Here is an 18,784-nt window from a genome sequence, read left to right on the forward strand (position 1 = left end):
CAATTCGGAATGGTAGCGTCGGCCGCGGCCCGCCCGGGGCCTCCGTCCAGAGCTGCAAGCCGAGGAGTCGTATGTCCGCGTCCGCCCCGTCCTTCCCGGACCCGGGCCTGCCCGACGGCGAGCTCGCCGTCGTGCTCGCGCAGGGGGCCGGCGAGGTGCTCCGCGGCCTGCGGGCGGAGGTCGACGCCGCCGGCGGGTCGTTCGTGGCGGGGGAGCTCAAGGACGCGGGTGACGCGGCCAGCCAGGCGTGGCTCGCCGCCGCGCTCGCGCACGCCCGCCCGGGCGACGCCGTCCTCTCCGAGGAGGCCGCCGACTCCGCCGCCCGCCTGACGGCGGACCGCGTGTGGATCGTCGACCCGCTCGACGGCACCCGCGAGTTCGCCGAGCGCGCCGGCGACGGCGCGGGCTGGCGCGACGACTTCGCGGTGCACGTGGCCCTCTGGGACCGCGGCGTCGCCCGCTCCGACGGGCTCGCCGCCGGGGCGGTCGGTCTGCCGGCCCGCGGCGCCGTCCTCAGCACCGCCACGACCGACGCCGGGCCGAGCCCGGCCGACGACACCGACGCGGTCCTCGCCGGCCGCCGGCCGCTGCGCCTCGCCGCGAGCCGCAGCCGTCCACCGCAGTTCGTGCAGGACCTCGCCGCCCGCGACGACGTCGAGCTCGTGCCCATGGGGTCGGCCGGCGTCAAGGTCGTGTCCGTCGTGGACGGCACCGTCGACGCGTACGTGCACGCCGGCGGCCAGTACGAGTGGGACTCGGCGGCGCCCGTCGCGGTCGCGCTCGCCGCGGGCCTCGTGTGCACCCGACTGGACGGCACCCCCCTCGAGTACAACCGCCAGGACCCCTGGCTCCCCGATCTCTTCGTCAGCCACCCGGCCGTGGCGGCGCACCTGCGTGCGGCGCTGACGGAGGTCGGGGTCGACATCAAGGAAGGTGCCCAGCCGTGACGTCCCACGTCCTGAGCCAGCTCCGCAGCCTCGAAGCGGAGAGCATCCACATCTTTCGCGAGGTGGTCGCGGAGATGCAGCGCCCCTGTCTGCTCTTCTCGGGCGGCAAGGACTCGATCGTCATGCTCCACCTGGCCGCCAAGGCGTTCGCCCCGGCGCGGATCCCGTTCCCGATCATGCACGTGGACACCGGCCTGAACTTCCCGTCCGTGCTCGCCACGCGCGACCGCTGGGTCGAGCGGCTCGGCATCCAGCTCGTCGTCGCCTCCGTGCCGGAGGCCATCGAGCGCGGGCTGGTGCAGGAGGAGCCCAACGGCTCCCGCAACCGCATCCAGACCCCGGTGCTGCTCGAGGCGGCGGAGAAGAACGGCTTCGACGCGCTGTTCGGCGGCGGGCGCCGCGACGAGGAGAAGGCGCGCGCCAAGGAGCGCGTGTTCTCCTTCCGCGACGACTTCGGCCAGTGGGACCCCAAGAACCAGCGGCCCGAGATCTGGGACCTGTACAACGGCCGCGTCCACCAGGGCGAGTCGATCCGCGTGTTCCCGCTGTCCAACTGGACCGAGCTGGACATCTGGGCCTACATCGAGGCCGAGGACATCGATCTGCCCGAGCTGTACTTCGCGGCCGAGCGCGAGGTCGTGGACCGGGGAGGCATGCTGTTCGCGGTCAACGAGTTCACGCCGCTCAAGGAGGGCGAGACCGCCGAGGTGCGGTCCGTCCGCTACCGCACGGTGGGGGACGCGAACCTCACCGCCGCCGTCGCGTCGACGGCGGCGACCCGTGCCGAGATCGTCGAGGAGGTCGCCGCCGTGCGCCTCACCGAGCGTGGCGCCACCCGTGGCGACGACAAGGTGAGCGAGGCCGCGATGGAGGACCGCAAGCGAGAGGGCTACTTCTAAGCCATGACCACCGAGACCTTGACCGAGACCGCCTCCCAGGCGATCGACACGTCGGCCGACCTGCTGCGCTTCGCGACCGCGGGCTCCGTGGACGACGGCAAGAGCACCCTCATCGGGCGCCTGCTGTTCGACTCCAAGACGATCTTCGAGGACCAGCTCGAGTCGGTGGAGCAGGTGAGCAAGGACCGCGGCAACGACTACACCGACCTGGCGCTGCTCACCGACGGCCTGCGGGCCGAGCGCGAGCAGGGCATCACGATCGACGTCGCGTACCGCTACTTCGCCACGCCGAAGCGCAAGTTCATCATCGCGGACACCCCGGGGCACATCCAGTACACCCGGAACATGGTGACCGGGGCGTCCACGGCGGACGTCGCGATCATCCTCGTGGACGCGCGCAAGGGCGTCATCGAGCAGAGCCGCCGGCACACGTTCCTCGCCACCCTGCTGGGTGTCCCGCACATCGTGGTGTGCGTGAACAAGATGGACCTCGTCGACTACTCCGAGGAGGTCTTCGAGGGCATCCGGCGCGACTTCACGGACTTCGCCTCGCGCCTGCGGGTGCCGGACCTCACGTTCATCCCGATCTCGGCGCTCGTCGGCGACAACGTGGTGAACCGCAGCGAGAACACCCCCTGGTTCGACGGGCGCCCGCTGCTCAGCCACCTCGAGTCCCTGCACGTGGCGAGCGACCGCAACCTGCAGGACGTGCGGTTCCCCGTGCAGTACGTGATCCGGCCCCAGTCGCACGACGCGCGCGACTACCGCGGGTACGCGGGCACCGTGGCCGGCGGGGTGCTCAAGAAGGGCGACAAGGTCCGGGTCCTGCCCTCCGGGCTCGAGACCACGATCGAGGGGATCGACACCGCCGACGGCCCGGTCGACGAGGCCTTCCCGCCCATGTCCGTCACGGTGCGCCTCGCGGACGATATCGACATCTCGCGCGGGGACATGATCTGCCGCCCGAACAACTCGCCCGCCGCGCTGCAGGACATCGACGCCCAGATCTGCTGGATGGACGAGACGGCGCCGCTGGTGCAGGGCAAGAAGTACGCGATCAAGCACACCACCCGGTGGGCGCGCGCCATGGTGAAGGACGTCAAGTACCGCGTCGACGTCAACACGCTGCACCGCGACGAGGACGCGACCGAGATCCGGCTCAACGAGATCGGCCGCATCCAGCTGCGGGTCACGCAGCCGCTGTTCGTCGACCCCTACCGCCAGAACCGGCGGACGGGCGCGTTCATCCTGGTCGACGAGGCCACCAACAAGACCGTGGCGGCGGGGATGGTCGGGACCCTTCCGCACACCGCCTGAGGACGAGGTGATCGACATGGCCGTGACCGGGACCGCCCCGCTGACGGCGGAGCACGCGACCGCTCCCAACACCTGGGTGCTGCCGGAGCACAAGGTCCTGTTCACGCACCTGGCGAAGAACGCGTGCACGAGCCTGAAGTGGCTCGTCGCGGAGCTCAGCGGGCAGGACCCGGAGCAGTTCACCAGCGTGCTGAGCTGCGAGGCGACCCCGCGCATGATGATCCACCACCGGCGGCTCTGGCACGACGTGCGCTCGCTCAAGCAGCTCGAGCCGGCCGAGCGGGCGGAGATCTCCCCGGCGAACGGCTGGTTCGTCTTCGCGGTCGTGCGCGACCCGCGCCTGCGGGCGTTCTCGGCGTGGCAGTCCAAGTTCCTCGTGGGCGACCCCGTCTACACGGGTCGGAAGTTCGCCGGGGCCGAGTGGCTGCCGGGCGCGCCGGGCTCCGTCGAGGACGTGGTCCGCGACTTCGCGCGGTTCGTCGAGGTGCTGCGCGACCCCCGCGGCCCGGTCCGCGACACGCACTTCGCGCCCCAGACGACGCGGCTGCACGAGGACACGATCCCGTACTCGCGCATCTACGACATCAGCGAGATCTCCGCGCTGCTGGGCGACCTGAGCGCCCACCTCGACGACGTCGGGCGCCCGCACGAGGTGTCCCTCGGCAGGGAGAACGACACCCCGCTCCGGGCGGCGTCCGAGGTGTTCGGGGGCGGCGTGCGCGAGGCGCTCGAGGAGATCTACGGCGCCGACCTCGCCCGGTTCGGCGACCGGTGGGACTTCGACCCTGTGATGCAGCAGCCCGCGCAGTGGTCGGCGTCGGACTTCCGCGACATCGCCGCCCGACGAAGCCTCGGCGAGCGGATCACCACGCTGTACGGCATCGCCAAGGACGAGCGCGCAGCGATCAAGGACCTGAAGCAGGAGAAGGCCGTCCTGGTCCGCGCCAACCGGGACCTGGAGCAGAACCTCGCGCAGGCGACGAGGACGCCGCTGAGGCGCGCCGCCTCCAAGGCGAGGCGGATGATGACGCGCTCCGGCGACTAGCCGTGCGGGGCGCTCGACGGGGCCCGTGGACGACCTAGAATGTCGTGGCCGCCGCGGTGTGTCCGCGGGTATTCGTGGGGAGTTTCGATGGTTCGACTGGAGCGCAGGTGCGACGCACCGTCGTCCCCCCGCACGTGCAGGCCTGCGCTCGTCGTCCCCGCGGCGCGACGGCGGTGAGGCGAGGAGGGCTGCTCCGCCGATGGGCCCGTCGAACGGCACGTGCGCTGCGCCCGGCCGGGGTGGTTGGGCCGGACAAGACGTCCCTCGAGGTGGGCATCCGCGACGGTGAGGTCGTCGTCGAGGGGACCTCGGCGCGCCCCGGGTGGACGGTCGGCGAGGTGTCCGCGGTCCTTCGCGACAGCGGGGCCGAGGTCCGGGTGCCTGCGAGCGGGCGCGAGACGTTCTCGGCGCGGCTGTCGCTGGACGAGCTGCGTCGGCGCTCCGTGCCCGGGGACGACGTCGCCGACCTGTGGATGCACCTGGTGCCGGCCCAGGGTGGCGCGGCCCCGGACCGGGGCGCCGCCCAGGCACCCGCGCCCGTCCGCCTCGGCAACTTCCGGTCGACGACGCGGGTCGACGTGGCGCGGTCGTCCGGGGCCGCCGCGGCCGACGACCGCCTCGCCGTGACGCAGAACGGCAACCTCAGCGTGCTCCTGGGGGGCGCCCCCGCACGCAAGTTCCTGATCGACGTGGACGAGCTGCGCCTGGGCGCCGACGGCGTGGCGCTGCGGCTGCGGGTCCGCGGGCCCGACCGAGGCGCACGCAGGGCCCGTCTCGTGGCGGTCTCCCGCGAGACCGGGCGGCGATACGACGTCGACGTGCCCCTCGCGGCGATGCCCGACGAGTCCCGTCGGGACCGAGGGCGGTTCGTCCACCGCGGGTCCGTCGCCCTGCCGGTGTCCGCGCTCGTGGCGCGCCTCGACCCGCGGGACGAGACGCTGGACCTCAGCATCGAGGTCGAGGACCAGGAGGGCCGGGTCCAGACCCGCCGCGTCGGCACGAGGGCGCACCAGGTCGTGCTGCGGCCCGGCCGGGCCGTCGTCGGGGGCGTCGTCACGCAGCTGCTTCCCTACGAGACCTTCCGCGGCGCCAACGTGTCGGTGCGCGTCGAGCGGATGTCGCCGGAGGTCTTCGCCTCCCTGCGGCGGTGGACCCGTCTCGCCTGGCTCCTTCCGCTGGTCCGGCCGTTCCTCGGGATCTGGCTCGTCGGGGAGCTGCCGTACAAGGCGCAGGACAACGGCTACCACCTGTTCCGGTGGCTCCGCGAGCACGAGCCGCGGCGACGCGCCTACTACGTCGTCGCCGAGGACGCACCCGACCGCGCCAGGCTCGACGGCCTCGGCAACGTCGTCCTCCACGGCTCGCGCGAGCACGTCCGGGTGGCGTTCCTGGCGTCGCGGCTCGCCGGGACGCACCACGCCGAGTACCTCCTGCCGTCGCGGCACCCGGCCGTCGTCGCCCGGGTGCGGGCCGTGCGGGTCTTCCTGCGCCACGGGATCTCCGGCACCAAGAACATGACGGCCAACTACGGGCGCTTCGCCCCGGGCTTCGCCACGGATCGCTTCCATGTCAGCTCGGACCGCGAGTACCGGGTCGCCGTCGACGCGTTCGGGTACCGGCCCGCGCAGGTGCGGGTGACGGGGCTGCCGCGGTTCGACCAGCTGCTCGCCCCGCTGGACCGGGACCCGGGGGGCCTGCTCGTCATCCCGACCTGGCGCGAGTGGCTGGGGAACCGCGACCGGTTCCTGGACAGCGAGTACCGCGCGCGGTGGCAGGAGTTCCTCGGCCACCCGCGCCTGGCGCAGGCGATGCGCGACGGCCTCCGCGTGACGTTCATCCTCCACCCGAACATGCGGCACTACGTCGACCTGTTCGACGTGGACGGCGTCCGCGTGCTGCAGCAGGGGGCGGTCGACGTGCAGACGCTCCTGCGGGAGCACGCCTGCCTCGTCACCGACTACTCGTCCGTGGCCTTCGACTTCGCGCTGCAGCGGAGACCGGTCCTCTACTTCCAGTTCGACCAGGAGCGGTTCTTCGGGGACCAGGGGTCGTTCCTCGACCTGGACGCGGACCTCCCGGGGACGATCGTCACCGACGTCGACCGGCTGGTCGAGGAGGTCGAGGCGACGGCTGCCGCCGGCTTCGCGATGTCGGAGGAGCACTGGGCCCGCGCGCAGCGGTCGGTCCGCTACCACGACCGCCACAACTGCGAGCGGGTGGCTCGCTCGGTCCGCACGGCCGGTGGCGTCCGTGTCCTGTGGTGGCGATGGGTGGACCGGCGGAGGGGCGTCCGGCAGACTTCGGGAGGCGGTGGGGCGTCGTGAACCGTGGAGGAAGGGAGCCGGAGCGGCCCGTGGACGACGTGCAGGTGAGCGACGTGGATGCGCCGAGACCGACGATGGCGCTCGTCTTCATCGTCAGTGAGAGCCGGGCGGGGATCCTCGCGCCTGCTCTGGCAGCGCTCCGGAAGATGCCCCGCTTCCGCCGTGCCCCGATCGCGGTCGTGCACGACCCCGGCACGGACGTCAGCAAGGCGGTCTCTCGCCACGAGGCCGCCGCCGTGGAGTCGGCGTCGAACCTGAGCCGGGACCACAACGACGCGGCGTGCGACTGGCTGGTGTCCTCGGGTGCCCTCTACGGCACCGTCGCGACCCTCCCGCGACCCGACAAGCTCGACGAGTGGTCCCGGCGTCTGTGGCAGGAGGTCAAGCGGCTGGACCAGCTGTCCCTCACCAGCCCGATGCCGCTGCTGCTCTGGACGGACCACGGGACGAAGCTGAGCGTGGCCCGGTACGTCCACCGGATGCTCGCGGAGCACGACGTGACGCGGGGATCGCTGCTCGCCGACTTCCTGGGGCGCCTCGCGCTGTCCGCGGCGACCCCGTGGCTCGAGGCGGTGGACCCGGGCGACGGCGACATCGAGATCCTGGGGTTCCTCTCCGTGGCCTTCTTCCCGGAGATGCCCGAGCCGCCCTGGCGGTACCGCCTCGCGCTGACCGGCCCGTCGGGTGACGTCGCCCGGTCGGGGCCGGTACCGCTGACCCCGCGGGTCGGCAACCGCGGCGACGCGCAGTGGGCGGGCCTGAGGACCCGGATCCCGCTCCTGGGCGCGGGGAACGGCCACCGGCGCTTCGTCGTCGAGCTGGACACCGAGGTGCCCGAGCTGCGGTTGCGCCGCAACCTCCGGCCGCGCGTGGGCGCGCTGATCAGCGCGCGGACGGTCGGCACGCATGCCGAGGTGGTCGATGCCTCCGGGCAGGCACGGACGACCACCGTCAGGTACCTCCTGCACACCGTCGGCGACGGAGCCGCGGCATTCCTCACCACCCAGGTCGGATCCGGGCTGAGGGCCCGCCTGCGCTGGGCCGGCATGCTGCTCAAGAAGGACGCGGGGTTCATCGGCCGGGGGTCGGCAGGCCGCCGGATGAGGTGGCTCCGCTTCCTCCGGCTCGTGACCCGGCCGTTCTTCGCGGGGCGTGAGATCTGGCTGGTCGGTGAGCGGAAGGACACCGCGCAGGACAACGGCGTCCACCTGTTCCGGCACCTCCGTGAGTCGAACCGTCGGCGCCGGGCCTACTACGTCATCGACCGGTCGAGCCCCCAGTACGACCGCGTGGCCCCGTACGGGCACGTCGTCGCCCACTCGTCGTGGAAGCACCAGCTGCTCCTGCTGCACGCCACCGTCCTGGCCAACGCCTACTCGATCGCCTACCTGGTGCCGGACGGGTGGGACGTGAAGGACTACACGCGCCACATCGTCTGGCGGGTCGGGGCCCTGCGCGTGTATCTCAAGCACGGCGTCCACCTCAGCCCGAACGCGGTGAAGCGCGGCATGACGGGGTACGACGTCTGCCTGACCGTCATGCCGCGGGAGACGGAGGCGTTGCGCGCCGCGTCGGGGTACGACCGCCAGCTCGTCGAGGCGGGGATGCCGCGGTACGACGCGCTGGTGCCCACCTCGGCCAGCAGGACCGTCCTCTTCATGCCGACCTGGCGGAACTACCTCGCGACGACGGTGCTCAAGGGCTCGCAGGACGGCGATGTCCCCTACGAGGGGTCGACCTACCAGCGGTTCATGTCGGGTCTGCTGGAGAGTCGGCGACTGCACGAGATGCTGGAGCGGTACGACTACCGGCTGACCTTCGTGCCCCACTACAACATGGCGTCCAGGTTCGTGGGTGCCCCCGTGGCGGGAGAGCGCATCGAGATCGCCGACACGGACGCCGTGTCGTTCCAGGAGCTGATCGGTGGCTGCGACGCCTTCGTCACGGACTACTCGTCGGTGCACTTCGACGTGGCGTACCTGGGAACGCCGATCGTGTACGCGCGCTTCGACGAGGAGGAGTTCGAGAGCAAGCACTCGTCGCCCACGTGGTTCGACTACGACCGGGACGGTTTCGGCCCGGTCGTGCGGACCCTCGACGACACGCTCGACGCCGTCGAGAGCCTGCTCGAGCGGGACTGCCGGCCCGATCCCGTCTACACGGCACGCATCGACGCGGCGTTCCCGCGGCGGGACCGGCAGAATTGTGCACGGACCGTCGCGGCGATCGAGGAACGGATCCCCGAGCGGCCGCTGTGACCATGGCGGTCTGCGCCCCATCATCCCTGTCGACCGAGTTCGAGGAGCAATCGTGCCCCAGCTCTCGAGGACCAACGTCCTCACGTCTCTGACCGCGCTGGCCGGCGTGGTCGCCGCCGTCGGCTTCGCGGCCTCCAGCACCGAGCTGGGCGGGGCCGCGCTCGGCGTGGCCGCCGTCCTCGGGGCTGGCCTGGTCCACAGCGTCGGCCGCACCCTGGCCGCGCGGATCGACGAGGGCACCGCACGGCTGGCGGCCAAGGCCGACCTCGTCCTGGCGGGTCAGAAGAAGAGCGACCGGGCCGCCGCCGCGCACGCGGAGCACGCCGACGCGATGGCGCGGCGCGTCGTCGCCGACGTCGGCGCCGTCCGGCTGGAGGCCACCGAGCGCGAGGCCGGCGCCGCCCGCTGACCTACGGCGATCCGGTCGGGCTCGACGACGGGGCCGCCAGGCCCAGTGCGTCGACGACGCGTCGCCCGGAGTCCGCGAACCGCTCGTCCGCCCACCGCCATCCACGGCGCGACCGCTCGCGGAAGGCGGCCTCGTCGGCCCGCAGCCGTCCGACGAGGCCGGGGACCTCGTCGGGTGCGCACATCAGCACGGCGTCGCCGAAGTGCGGGGCGAGCTCTGGCGAGACGACCGGCACACAGCCCTCGGCGAGCGCCTCCTGCACCGTGCGCAGCGCCTCGGCCGTCACCGCTCGGGGGAAGGCGACGACGACGTCGACCTGGTGCAGCAGCTGCCGTGCGGTGACCTCGCCCGTCTCGTAGACGAGCCACTCGGCCGGGACGGCGGGGAGGGCCCCGGCGAGGACGCGGCGGCTCCCGAGAAGGCGGACGTCGACCGTGCCGTCGACCGGGAAGACCTCTCGCAGACGGGCGGCGCCGTCGGGCAGCGCGGACGGCTCGCCGCCGAAGATCCAGCCGACGACCGGCCGGTCGTTCCTGAACCGGCGCGGCAGCGTCCCGGGCCACCGCGGCACGTCGAGGACCCGCGGGTACGCATGCGCGGGATCGTCGGGGGCGATCCACTCCGGGGCGACGCCGAAGAGCGTCTCGACGTTCCGCTCGCAGTCCTCGGCGACCCAGCGGACGCCGGGACCGCCGGCCGCACGCGACCCCGCGTCCGCGACGACCACCACGCGGTCCGTGCTGAGGGCCACCGGGCGCGACGTGGGGAACTCGAGGACGTCGGGCTGCCGGACGACGATCGTCGGCACGTGGTCCTGCTCCTCGAGGGACACGAACGTGAGCGTCCGGTCGGCGAGGGCGCGGCGCGCGGCGAGGGACAGCGGCGCTCGACGGGGCGCCTCGCTGAACGCGCTGCGCACGTGGACGAGACCTACGCGCAGGCCGGTGCGCGCGAGGGCCGCCATCTCGGCGAGCGCGGTGCGCTGGGTGGCGCCGTCCATCGTCCAGTCGGCGACGAAGGCGACGTCGACCCCCTGCTCCGGGAGCCCGACGTCCCGCAGGAACGGGCGCGGCGCCGTCAGCGGGCGCTGCGTGACGTCCGCGGGGATCCGCGGGCTCGCCCCGGCCTCGATCTGCCGGTGCCAGTGGATCGTCGCAGCCCGGTACTCGACGCGCGTGGGATGCATCCAGCCGGGCCGGACGTCGTTGCGGGAGAGCGAGTCCACCTGGAGCCGCACGAAGGCCAAGGGCTCCTGCAGCTGCAGGCGGCGGCCGGGGAACACCGCCTCCAGCCGCAGGTCGAACTCCGTGTCGGCGCTCTTGCGCACCCAGTCGAAGCGGCCGACCGTGTCGAGGACGGAGCGCCGGAACAGGTGCGACGAGGCGTTGGCGTGGACCGGGTCGTTCCCCAGGCGCTGGAAGACGAGGTCGTCGTCGCACCGCAGGGAGCGGCTGAGCGTCCTCAGGAGGGACGGGTCCTCGAGGAGCGGGCGGACCTGCCGCTCGAGCCGCTCGGGATGCGACCAGTCGTCGGTGTCCTGGAACGTGACGAACTCTCCGCGGGCCTCCTCCAGCGCGCGGTTGCGCGCAGCGTAGGTGCCCCGGTTGACGGGCTGACGCAGGACGCGCACCCGGGGGTCCAGGCCCTGGAGCTGCGCGAAGACGGCCTCGAACTCGTCGCCGGAGGCGTCGTCGACGACGAGCAGCTCCCAGTCCTGCCATGTCTGCTGCACGACGGAGCGCACCGCGGTGATCGACTCCGGTCCGGGCCGGTAGGCCGGCATCACCACGGTGATCAGCGGGCCCGGCCCCGCCGTCCGGGTCGTTCCGGGCTGCAGGCGGTCGAAGGGGGTGGCGCCCTCCGGCGTCAGCCCGACCGGGTCGATCCCGAAGGCCCGGAGGTTGTCGTTGAGCTCGGCGAGCCACGACTCCGACGCGACGCCGTGCTCCTCGCCGTGGAGGTCGAGCCGGAAGAACGCCCGCGTCCCGGCGTCGAGAGACGACAGCAGGGCCGCGTCGCGACGCAAGGTGTCGTGCTCGCCGTGAGCCCACAGGAGCTGGGCGAGGGCGCGCCGGTCGGGGACGGACCAGCGGCGGACGGGGACGCGCCGTCGAGCGGCGGCGAAGAGGGCCAGCGCGTGCGGCACGTCGTCCTCGGTCGCCTGCTGGTGCCCGACCATCCGGGCGAGCGAGCAGAGCAGCTCACCGGTCCGTCCGGCCTCCGTGCCGAGGAGGTCGGACGAGGGGTCGAGAGCCGCCCCGACGACCGCGGCGTAGTCGGCGTGCGGGTCGATCATCCGCGCGACGATCTCCCGGGCGGTGGGCGCCTGCATGTCGAGCGCCAGGGAGGTGACGCGGCCACCTGAGGCCCCGAGGCCCTCGGCGTGCCGTGCCGCGGCGAGCACGACGTCGGGGTGCGTGACGAACGTCGTGGAACCCGCGCCCCCGGGTGCGCCGTGCTCGGTCCGCCGGCTCACGACGCGCGGGCCTCCTCGATCACGGGGGTCAGGCGTCGTTCGAGGATCGGGGTCGTGGACTTCACGTAGGTGCGGGAGAGGTGCGAACCCTGCCGGTAGGCGAGGATGTCACCGATCACCGGCGGGCAGACGTCGGTGCAGACCAGGTCGTTCATGTTGACGACGTCGACCGACGGCAGGAGGTCGGCGGTCGCCAGCATCGCCGGGGTGCCGCTCTTGTCGAGCCCGGCCTCCTTGGAGAAGGCGCAGCTGGACAGGGAGTCCATGTACTCGGCGACGCACTTGTAGACCTCGCCGTCGCCGGCCGGGAGATCGACCGGGTCGGGGTTGTCCGCGATCGCGATCACGTCGATCCCGGCGTCCTCGAGCGTCTTCCACGTGGACTCGAGGGCCTCGACCATCGCGTCCTGCGTCCGCTCGCCCGCGCTGTCGTAGGAGTAGCTCGTGGTCTGCGAGACCATGACGGCGTCGGGCTTCTCGTCGAGCACCATCTGCAGCAGGGCCTCGTTGTACTGCGTGCAGCTCACGTAGGGGTCGCCCTGCCCGTCGTTGATCTGCGCGCTCGAGAAGCCGCACGCGCTCTTGGTGGCGACGTCGAGCTTCCAGCCGTGGTCCTTCGCGATCGGGTCGAGCGCGTCGATCCACTGGAGGGCCTTGGAGTCGCCGAGGAGCATCAGGTGCGTCTTGCCCTCCCGGTCGCCGTAGGCGCAGGGCTTGGGGATGGCGACCTTCTGGTCCACCTGGCAGCCGCGGTCGTAGGCGTCGGGCTTGTCGGCGGCGGCGTCCTGGGGGAGCGGGGTGAAGCTCTCGACCGTGTCGGGGTTCGGGATCCCGGTCGCCTCGCCGTCCTTCATCTCGAGGCTCTGCGCGCCCTTGCCCTCGACGCTGGCGTTCGCCGGGGCGCTCGTGGGGGTGCCGCTCATGAGGAGGAGCCCGGCGATCACGGTGAGGGCGGTCAGGTTGAGCCCGACCGAAAGGGTCATCCGGGGCGACCAGCGCTCCTGGGCGATCCGCCGCACGGGGTTCTCGACGAGCTTGTACGACAGCCACGCGGGGATGACGGCGAGCACCACGATGAGCAGCCCGCGCTTCTGGCCGAGCTCGCCCCACACCCAGGTGGCGGCGATGAGCAGCGGCCAGTGCCAGAGGTACAGCGAGTAGGACAGGCCGCCGAGCCACACCATGAGCTTGTTGCCGAGGAACCCGGGGGCCGAGCTGCTCGCCCCGGCGATGATCACTGCCGCGGTGCCGAGGACCGGGACGAGCGCCAGGGAGCCGGGCCAGACGGCCGTCTCGTCGAGGAGCAGCGCGCCCGCGACGATGGCCGCGATACCGCCCCAGCCGAGGACCAGAGCGACGGCTCGCGGCACGCGGGGCCAGATCGCGACGCCGACGGCCACGAGACCGCCGATCCCGAGCTCCCAGAGCCGGGTCGTGGTCACGAAGAACGCGTTGGCCGGGCTCGAGGTGGACATCATGACGGACCAGAGGAACGACGGGACCACGATCAGGCACAGGCCGGCGGCCATCACGATCCGCGCGGGCCAGTGGAACCGCCGCGCCAGGAAGGCCACGACGACGAGCAGGAGCGGCCAGACGATGTAGAACTGCTCCTCGACGGACAGCGACCAGAAGTGCTGCACCGGCGAGACGCTGACGCCCTCCGCCAGGTAGTCGACGGCGCGACCTGCGAGACGCCAGTTCTCCACGTAGGCGGCGGCCGCGACGATGTCGCCGCCGAAGACCCGGCGGTCGACGATGCTGCCCACGAAGAACACCAGGGCGGCGGTGACGGCCAGGACGAGCGCCGCGGCGGGCAGGAGCCGTCGTGCTCGGCGGGCGTAGAAGCGGATCATCGACACCCGGCCGCTCCGCTCCAGCTCGCGCACGAGCTGGCCCGTGATGAGGAATCCGGAGATGACGAAGAAGACGTCCACGCCGATGAAGCCGCCGGGGATGAAGACGATCCCGGCGTGATAGAGCAGCACGCTCCCGATCGCGATCGCGCGGAGTCCCTCCACGTCGGGGCGGAAGCGCGTGGCGCGCGGAGCAGCGCCGGAGGTCTCGGCGGAGGCCGAGACGTCCGGGACGGCGCGCGAGTCGACGGTCATTCGAAGGCTTTCGTGCAGGGGGCGGGCGGGCAGCCGAGGTTACTCATAGGTCAGCACCTCGGAGACATCGTTCCTGTATTCGGCGCGCCGGAGGCGGGGCAGATCCTCGAGCCAGTGCTCGATCGCCTTCCTCTCGTCCTCGCGGTGCACGTCGTCGACCAGGACGTGAGAGTCGGGGAGCAACGCCCCGTGCAGCACGGGGAGCGCGGGATAGCGGGCGAGCGGGCCGGTCGCCTCGGGCGGTCCGTCGACGACGAGCAGGTCGATCGCCCCGAGGGTCGCAGGGTCGACGTCGTACCAGGGGAACTCGCCACGCGGGGTCGACGTCGTCACCAGAGGTGCGTGACGGACCTCGGCCACCTCGGACAGCCCGTGCCGCTCGAGGGACGACCTGGTTCGCGCGGCGTACCCCTCCAGGTGGTCGAGCGCGGTGACCCGGCCGCGGCCGTTCTGGCGCAGGGCCATGGCGATCCAGAAGGTGGAGGTGCCGCTCCCGCACTCGACGACGTGCTCGGGACGCCGACGCTCGATCTCGTCGACGAGCCAGACGAGCGCGGTCGGATCGAGGGCCCAGCCCCCGACGTCGGGGAGCGGGCCGGAGACGTCGAACTTGGACCGGAGCTGATCGAGCGCCTGCATCTGGGTGAGCAGGGTCCCCGGCCGCGCCGCATGGACCAGGCTCCGGACGTTCTCGACCCGTCGCCGGAGGTGCCGGACGTCGCCGTCCAGACCGTCGAGCCTGGCGGAGACCTCGCCCAGCGGCGGCACGACGTCGGCGCGCACCGTCGCCTCGAGGTCGGAGCGCCACCGCGCGACCGACGTGTCGGTGCGTGCCACCTGGCGACGGAGCTGCGCGGTCGCCGACGTGGTGACCTTGCGCTCGCGCGCAAGCTCCTTGCGGAGCTCACGAAGCTGTTGCTCGGCAGCCTGCGCGCGAGCGGATGCCGTCCCGGCCCGCCGGTAGGTCAGCACCGCGACCCCCGCGACCCCGCCGACCAGCGCGACGAGAACCGCCAGCGCGACGTCGGCGCTGCCCAGGAGGGCGGCGACGACGCCCACGACTGCTGCCACGGCGACCACTGAGAGGGCCGTGAGGCTTCGGGCGCGCATGGGGCTCCTTCGACGTCAGGTGTTCGGCGCCGGTCCGTTCCGGCCCGCCGGTCAGAGCCGGATGGCGTCGGGGTGGGTCGTCGCGCCCTTCGTGTCGAAGAAGCGCACCGACTTCTCCGCCAGTACATCGACATCGTAGGCGCTGTGGTTCTGCACCAGGATGACCAGGTCCGCGTCGAGGATGGCCGTGTCGAGGTCCGCGACCCGGTCCAGGACCTCACCGTTGACGTGCCACTGCGCGACGTGCGGGTCGTGGAACACCAGGTCGGCGCCCTGGGCCACCAACGCCCGGGCGACCGCGACCGCGGGCGACTCCCGCTGGTCGGCGATGTTCGGCTTGTACGTCACGCCCAGCACCAGCACCCGCGAGCCACGCATCGCCTTCGCGTCCTCGTTCAGGATGTCCTGCGCACGCCGCACCACGTACGACGGCATCGTCGCGTTGATCTCCTGCGCCAGCTCGACGAACCGGAACGGGTAGCCCAGACGCGAGCGCACGTTGTGGCTCAGGTAGTTCGGGTCGATCGGGATGCAGTGCCCACCCACGCCGGGGCCGGGGTAGAACGCCTGGAACCCGAACGGCTTGGTCTTGGCCAGCCGGATCACGTCCCACAGGTCGATGCCCAGCTCGTGGCAGAACCGCGCCATCTCGTTCACCAGCGCGATGTTGATGTGCCGGTAGGTGTTCTCCAGCAGCTTCGCCGTCTCGGCCTCGCGCGCACCCTTGGCGACCACGACCGTGTCCACGAACCGCGAGTACAGCGCCGCGGCACGCTCCGTGGCCTCCGGGGTGAGCCCGCCCACGACCTTCGGCGTGTTCTTCATGCCGTACGTCGGGTTGCCCGGGTCGATCCGCTCGGGCGAGAACGCCAGGTGGAAGTCCTCGCCGCACCGCAGGCCGCTCTCCTCGAGGATCGGCTTGAGGACCTCCTCCGTGGTGCCCGGGTACGTCGTCGACTCCAGCACCACGACCATGCCCGGCTCGAGCACCCCCGCCACCGTGCGGGTCGCCGCGATCACCGCACCCAGGTCCGGCCCGCCGTCCTGCCCCAGCGGCGTCGGCACGCAGATCACCACGGCGCCCGCACCACGGATGTCCTCCACGTCGGCGGTCGCGCGGAACCCCGCCTCGACCATCGAGGCCACGTCCGCGTCCGAGATGTCGTCCACGTGCGAGCGGCCCTCGTTGAGCGCGTCCACGACCGGCGTGGTGACGTCGAAACCGCGCACCTGGAGGCCAGCACGCACCGCCTCCCGGGCGAGCGGCAGTCCGACATAACCAAGGCCGATCACGGCAAGGTCGAGAGGCATGGGGCCCAGGTCCTTTCGATCTGTGGTCGAGCCCGGGAGGAAGAATCCTCGACGGGACCAGGCCACGGCGGTGTGTGAGGTGCGCCGGGGACCGCGGGGGGCGGAGCTCCGGTGAACGCCGTCTGAACGGCTGAATGTCGTTGGAGAGGATACCCGCCTCCGCGGGGGCGTCGGGTACCGCCCGTCCGGCCCCGTGCGCCGGGAAACATCGCCAAGCGGACGAACTGCTCGTGGTCGGCGGGACGGTGGACCGGACATGGCGTGGAGACGTCCGGGACGTGTCGTGAAGGCCCGGTCCCCGCCGCGCCCGCGACCGGACCCGACTGCGCCCGTCACCGGTCGGCGGGCTATTCTCCGAGGCGGTCCCCGCGGGAGTGTGCGCCGGCCCGTCGGGCCGCCACGCCCCGAGCCGTCGCGTCGGGACCGACCCGATCCTGGAGCGCTGCGTGACCATCCTGTCCCCGCCCGTCCCCGCCGGCTCGTCGGCGGGCACGCCGACGCGCACCGAGGTCCGCACCGACGTGCAGGGCCTGCGTGCGCTGGCGGTGAGCGCGGTGCTGGTCTACCACCTGCTGCCGGGCACGGTGACGGGCGGCTACGTGGGCGTGGACGTCTTCTTCGTCATCTCGGGCTTCCTCATCACGTCGCACCTGCTGCGCCGGCCGGTGCGCGGGGTGGGCGACCTGCTGGAGTTCTGGGCACGGCGGGTGCGTCGCCTCATCCCCGCGGCGACGGTGGTGCTCGTGGCCACCTTGGCGGCGACGCTGCTGTGGCTGCCGTCGACGATGCACGCCCGCGTGGCGCGGGAGGTCGCGGCCGCGGCGCTGTACGTGGAGAACTGGGCGCTGGCGCGGTCGGCGACGGACTACCTGGCCGCCGAGGAGCTGGCGTCCCCCGTGCAGCACTACTGGTCGTTGTCGGTCGAGGAGCAGTTCTACGTGCTGTGGCCGGTGCTGATCGGACTCACCGTGTGGGTCGCGGTGCGGTGGCGCCGGCGCGGCGCAGGCCGTCCGGCGTCGCTGTCGGCGTGGCTGCCGACGGCGGTCGTCGGGCTGGTCGTCGTCGTGTCGCTCGCGTGGTCGGTGCACCTGACCGCGACGAACCCGTCCGCGGCGTACTTCGTCACGACGACCCGGCTGTGGGAGCTCGCGCTGGGCGGGCTCGTCGCCGCGGCGGTGACGGTGCGGCCGTGGCAGCCGCCGGCTCCGGTCCGGGCGGCGGCGGCGTGGGCGGGGCTGGCAGCGGTCGTGGCGGCGGTGGTCCTCTTCGACGGGACGACGCCGTTCCCCGGCGTCGCGGCCGCCCTGCCGACGGTGGGCACGGCCCTGGTGATCGCGGCGGCCGCCGACGGCGCCCGCGGCGGGCCCGGCGGGCTGCTCGCTCTGCGCCCGGTGCAGTGGCTGGGCGACGTCTCCTACAGCGTGTACCTGTGGCACTGGCCGCTGATCGTCGTCGTGCCCTACGCGCTCGGCCGCGCGATGGGGGGTGTCGAGCTGGTGGCCGTCGTGGTGGCGTCGCTGGTGCTGGCCGCCCTGACCAAGCGGTGGGTCGAGGACCCGTTGCGCCGGCAGCCGGTGCTGGTACGCCGGCGCGCCGCGACGTTCGGGCTGCTCGCGGTGTGCGTCGGCGTCTCCGCGGTCTGGGGCGTCTCGGCGGCGTCCGCCTCCGACCAGCGGGTGCGCGAGGCGGTCGCGTCCGCCCCCGCCCGGGTCGCCGACGCCGGTGCGTGCGCGGGGGCCGGTGCCGCCCGCGACCCGTCCTGCGACATCCAGGGCCTGCTGACGCCGCCGGAGGCGGCCGCGCAGGACAAGCCGGCCGTCTACGCGGACGACTGCTGGAACGACCCGCCGTTCACGACCCGGAACACCTGCACGTACGGCTCCGACGACGCCCCCGTGCGGGTCGCGCTGCTCGGCAACTCGCACGCGGGCCACTGGGCTCCCGCCCTGGAGGCGGGGGAGGGCGCGGGGGACTGGCAGGTCGACACGTACCTCCAGTCGTCCTGCTACCCCGTCGAGCGGCTGCTGGAGTACGACGCGGCCGGTGACGCGCAGGGCTGCCTCGACACCACGCGCTGGGCGGTCGACTCGGTCGTCGACGGCGGGTACGACCTCGTGGTCCTGTCGGCGCGCACCAACCAGCTCCTGGCGGGCGTCCCGGAGCCCGAGCAGGCCGGCGCCGCGCAGGACGCCTACGCCGACACGCTGTCCACGTTCACCGACGCCGGCATCCCCGTGCTCGTGCTGCGCGACACCCCCGCGATGCCGGACGACGTCCCCGACTGCCTCGCCGCCGGGCCCGTGTCCTGGGACGCCTGCGGGGCGCCGCCGTCGCAGGCGCTCGAGCCGGACCCCCTCGCCGCGGCCGGGCGTGCGGACGACTCCGGGCTGGTGACGGTCCGCGAGGTCACCGACCTCATGTGCGACGACGAGGTCTGCCACCCCGTCGTCGGCGGGGTCGTCGCGTACTTCGACCACGGTCACCTCACCGCGACGTTCGCCCGCACCCTCACCCCCGAGGTCACCGACGGCGTGCGCGCCGCGCTCCGTACCGCGGGAGGCTGACGCCGCCCCGCCG

12 protein-coding genes are annotated in these 18,784 nt (G+C 72.8%); 8 read left to right on the top strand and 4 right to left on the bottom strand.

The genetic code is table 11. The features are described from left to right. Positions 1–71 precede the first annotated feature (71 nt). The 7 genes from ACQP6G_RS12430 to ACQP6G_RS12460 all read left to right on the top strand — a co-directional run bounded on the left by ACQP6G_RS12430 (position 72) and on the right by ACQP6G_RS12460 (position 9,199). Positions 72–947: an inositol monophosphatase family protein gene (locus ACQP6G_RS12430; protein WP_429764626.1), complete on the top strand. Its 876-nt coding sequence runs from the start codon at positions 72–74 to the stop codon at positions 945–947. Then, positions 944–1,846: a sulfate adenylyltransferase subunit CysD gene (gene cysD, locus ACQP6G_RS12435; RefSeq protein ID WP_429764627.1), complete on the top strand. Its 903-nt coding sequence runs from the start codon at positions 944–946 to the stop codon at positions 1,844–1,846. The genes ACQP6G_RS12430 and cysD overlap by 4 nt, the downstream gene beginning before the upstream one ends. A gap of 3 nt (positions 1,847–1,849) precedes the next feature. After that, positions 1,850–3,163: a sulfate adenylyltransferase subunit CysN gene (gene cysN, locus ACQP6G_RS12440; protein WP_429764628.1), complete on the top strand. Its 1,314-nt coding sequence runs from the start codon at positions 1,850–1,852 to the stop codon at positions 3,161–3,163. A gap of 16 nt (positions 3,164–3,179) precedes the next feature. After that, positions 3,180–4,208: a sulfotransferase family 2 domain-containing protein gene (locus tag ACQP6G_RS12445; protein WP_429764629.1), complete on the top strand. Its 1,029-nt coding sequence runs from the start codon at positions 3,180–3,182 to the stop codon at positions 4,206–4,208. 338 nt (positions 4,209–4,546) lie between these two features. Beyond that, positions 4,547–6,532, top strand: a complete 1,986-nt coding sequence (locus ACQP6G_RS12450; RefSeq protein ID WP_429764630.1) for a CDP-glycerol glycerophosphotransferase family protein — start codon at positions 4,547–4,549, stop codon at positions 6,530–6,532. A 44-nt stretch (positions 6,533–6,576) separates the two neighbouring features. Continuing rightward, complete coding sequence (locus ACQP6G_RS12455) at positions 6,577–8,790, top strand: CDP-glycerol glycerophosphotransferase family protein (protein ID WP_429764631.1); 2,214 nt, start codon at positions 6,577–6,579, stop codon at positions 8,788–8,790. Positions 8,791–8,842: 52 nt separating this feature from the next. Next, positions 8,843–9,199 carry a hypothetical protein gene (locus ACQP6G_RS12460; RefSeq protein ID WP_429764632.1) on the top strand — a complete coding sequence of 119 codons (357 nt, stop codon included), beginning with the start codon at positions 8,843–8,845 and terminating at the stop codon, positions 9,197–9,199. A gap of 1 nt (position 9,200) precedes the next feature. Here the strand turns inward: ACQP6G_RS12460 and ACQP6G_RS12465 are convergent, their stop codons facing one another. The 4 genes from ACQP6G_RS12465 to ACQP6G_RS12480 are packed head-to-tail and all read right to left on the bottom strand — an operon-like array spanning position 9,201 to position 16,207. Next, a complete protein-coding gene (locus tag ACQP6G_RS12465; protein ID WP_429764633.1) occupies positions 9,201–11,675 on the bottom strand; it encodes a glycosyltransferase in 2,475 nt (824 codons plus the stop codon). Further along, positions 11,672–13,786 carry an acyltransferase family protein gene (locus tag ACQP6G_RS12470; RefSeq protein WP_429764634.1) on the bottom strand — a complete coding sequence of 705 codons (2,115 nt, stop codon included), beginning with the start codon at positions 13,784–13,786 and terminating at the stop codon, positions 11,672–11,674. The genes ACQP6G_RS12465 and ACQP6G_RS12470 overlap by 4 nt, the downstream gene beginning before the upstream one ends. 39 nt (positions 13,787–13,825) lie before the next feature. Further along, positions 13,826–14,896: a class I SAM-dependent methyltransferase gene (locus tag ACQP6G_RS12475; protein WP_429764635.1), complete on the bottom strand. Its 1,071-nt coding sequence runs from the start codon at positions 14,894–14,896 to the stop codon at positions 13,826–13,828. A gap of 51 nt (positions 14,897–14,947) precedes the next feature. Next, positions 14,948–16,207, bottom strand: coding sequence for a nucleotide sugar dehydrogenase (locus ACQP6G_RS12480; protein WP_429764636.1), 1,260 nt, complete (start codon positions 16,205–16,207; stop codon positions 14,948–14,950). Between the two features lie 446 nt (positions 16,208–16,653). Between ACQP6G_RS12480 and ACQP6G_RS12485 the strand changes: the two genes are divergently transcribed. After that, on the top strand, positions 16,654–18,771 hold the full coding sequence (locus ACQP6G_RS12485; protein WP_429764637.1) for an acyltransferase family protein: 2,118 nt from the start codon (positions 16,654–16,656) through the stop codon (positions 18,769–18,771). The last annotated feature ends 13 nt before the right edge of the window (positions 18,772–18,784 follow it).

The organism is Isoptericola nanjingensis, from assembly GCF_050311635.1.
Classification (GTDB): domain Bacteria; phylum Actinomycetota; class Actinomycetes; order Actinomycetales; family Cellulomonadaceae; genus Isoptericola; species Isoptericola nanjingensis.

Bases quoted from the DNA above. Each gene is read 5' to 3' on its own strand.
- ACQP6G_RS12475 (WP_429764635.1), bottom strand. From the start codon at position 14,896: ATGCGCGCCCGAAGCCTCACGGCCCTCTCAGTGGTCGCCGTGGCAGCA.
- ACQP6G_RS12470 (WP_429764634.1), bottom strand. From the start codon at position 13,786: ATGACCGTCGACTCGCGCGCCGTCCCGGACGTCTCGGCCTCCGCCGAG.
- cysN (WP_429764628.1), top strand. From the start codon at position 1,850: ATGACCACCGAGACCTTGACCGAGACCGCCTCCCAGGCGATCGACACG.
- ACQP6G_RS12430 (WP_429764626.1), top strand. From the start codon at position 72: ATGTCCGCGTCCGCCCCGTCCTTCCCGGACCCGGGCCTGCCCGACGGC.
- ACQP6G_RS12445 (WP_429764629.1), top strand. From the start codon at position 3,180: ATGGCCGTGACCGGGACCGCCCCGCTGACGGCGGAGCACGCGACCGCT.
- ACQP6G_RS12480 (WP_429764636.1), bottom strand. From the start codon at position 16,207: ATGCCTCTCGACCTTGCCGTGATCGGCCTTGGTTATGTCGGACTGCCG.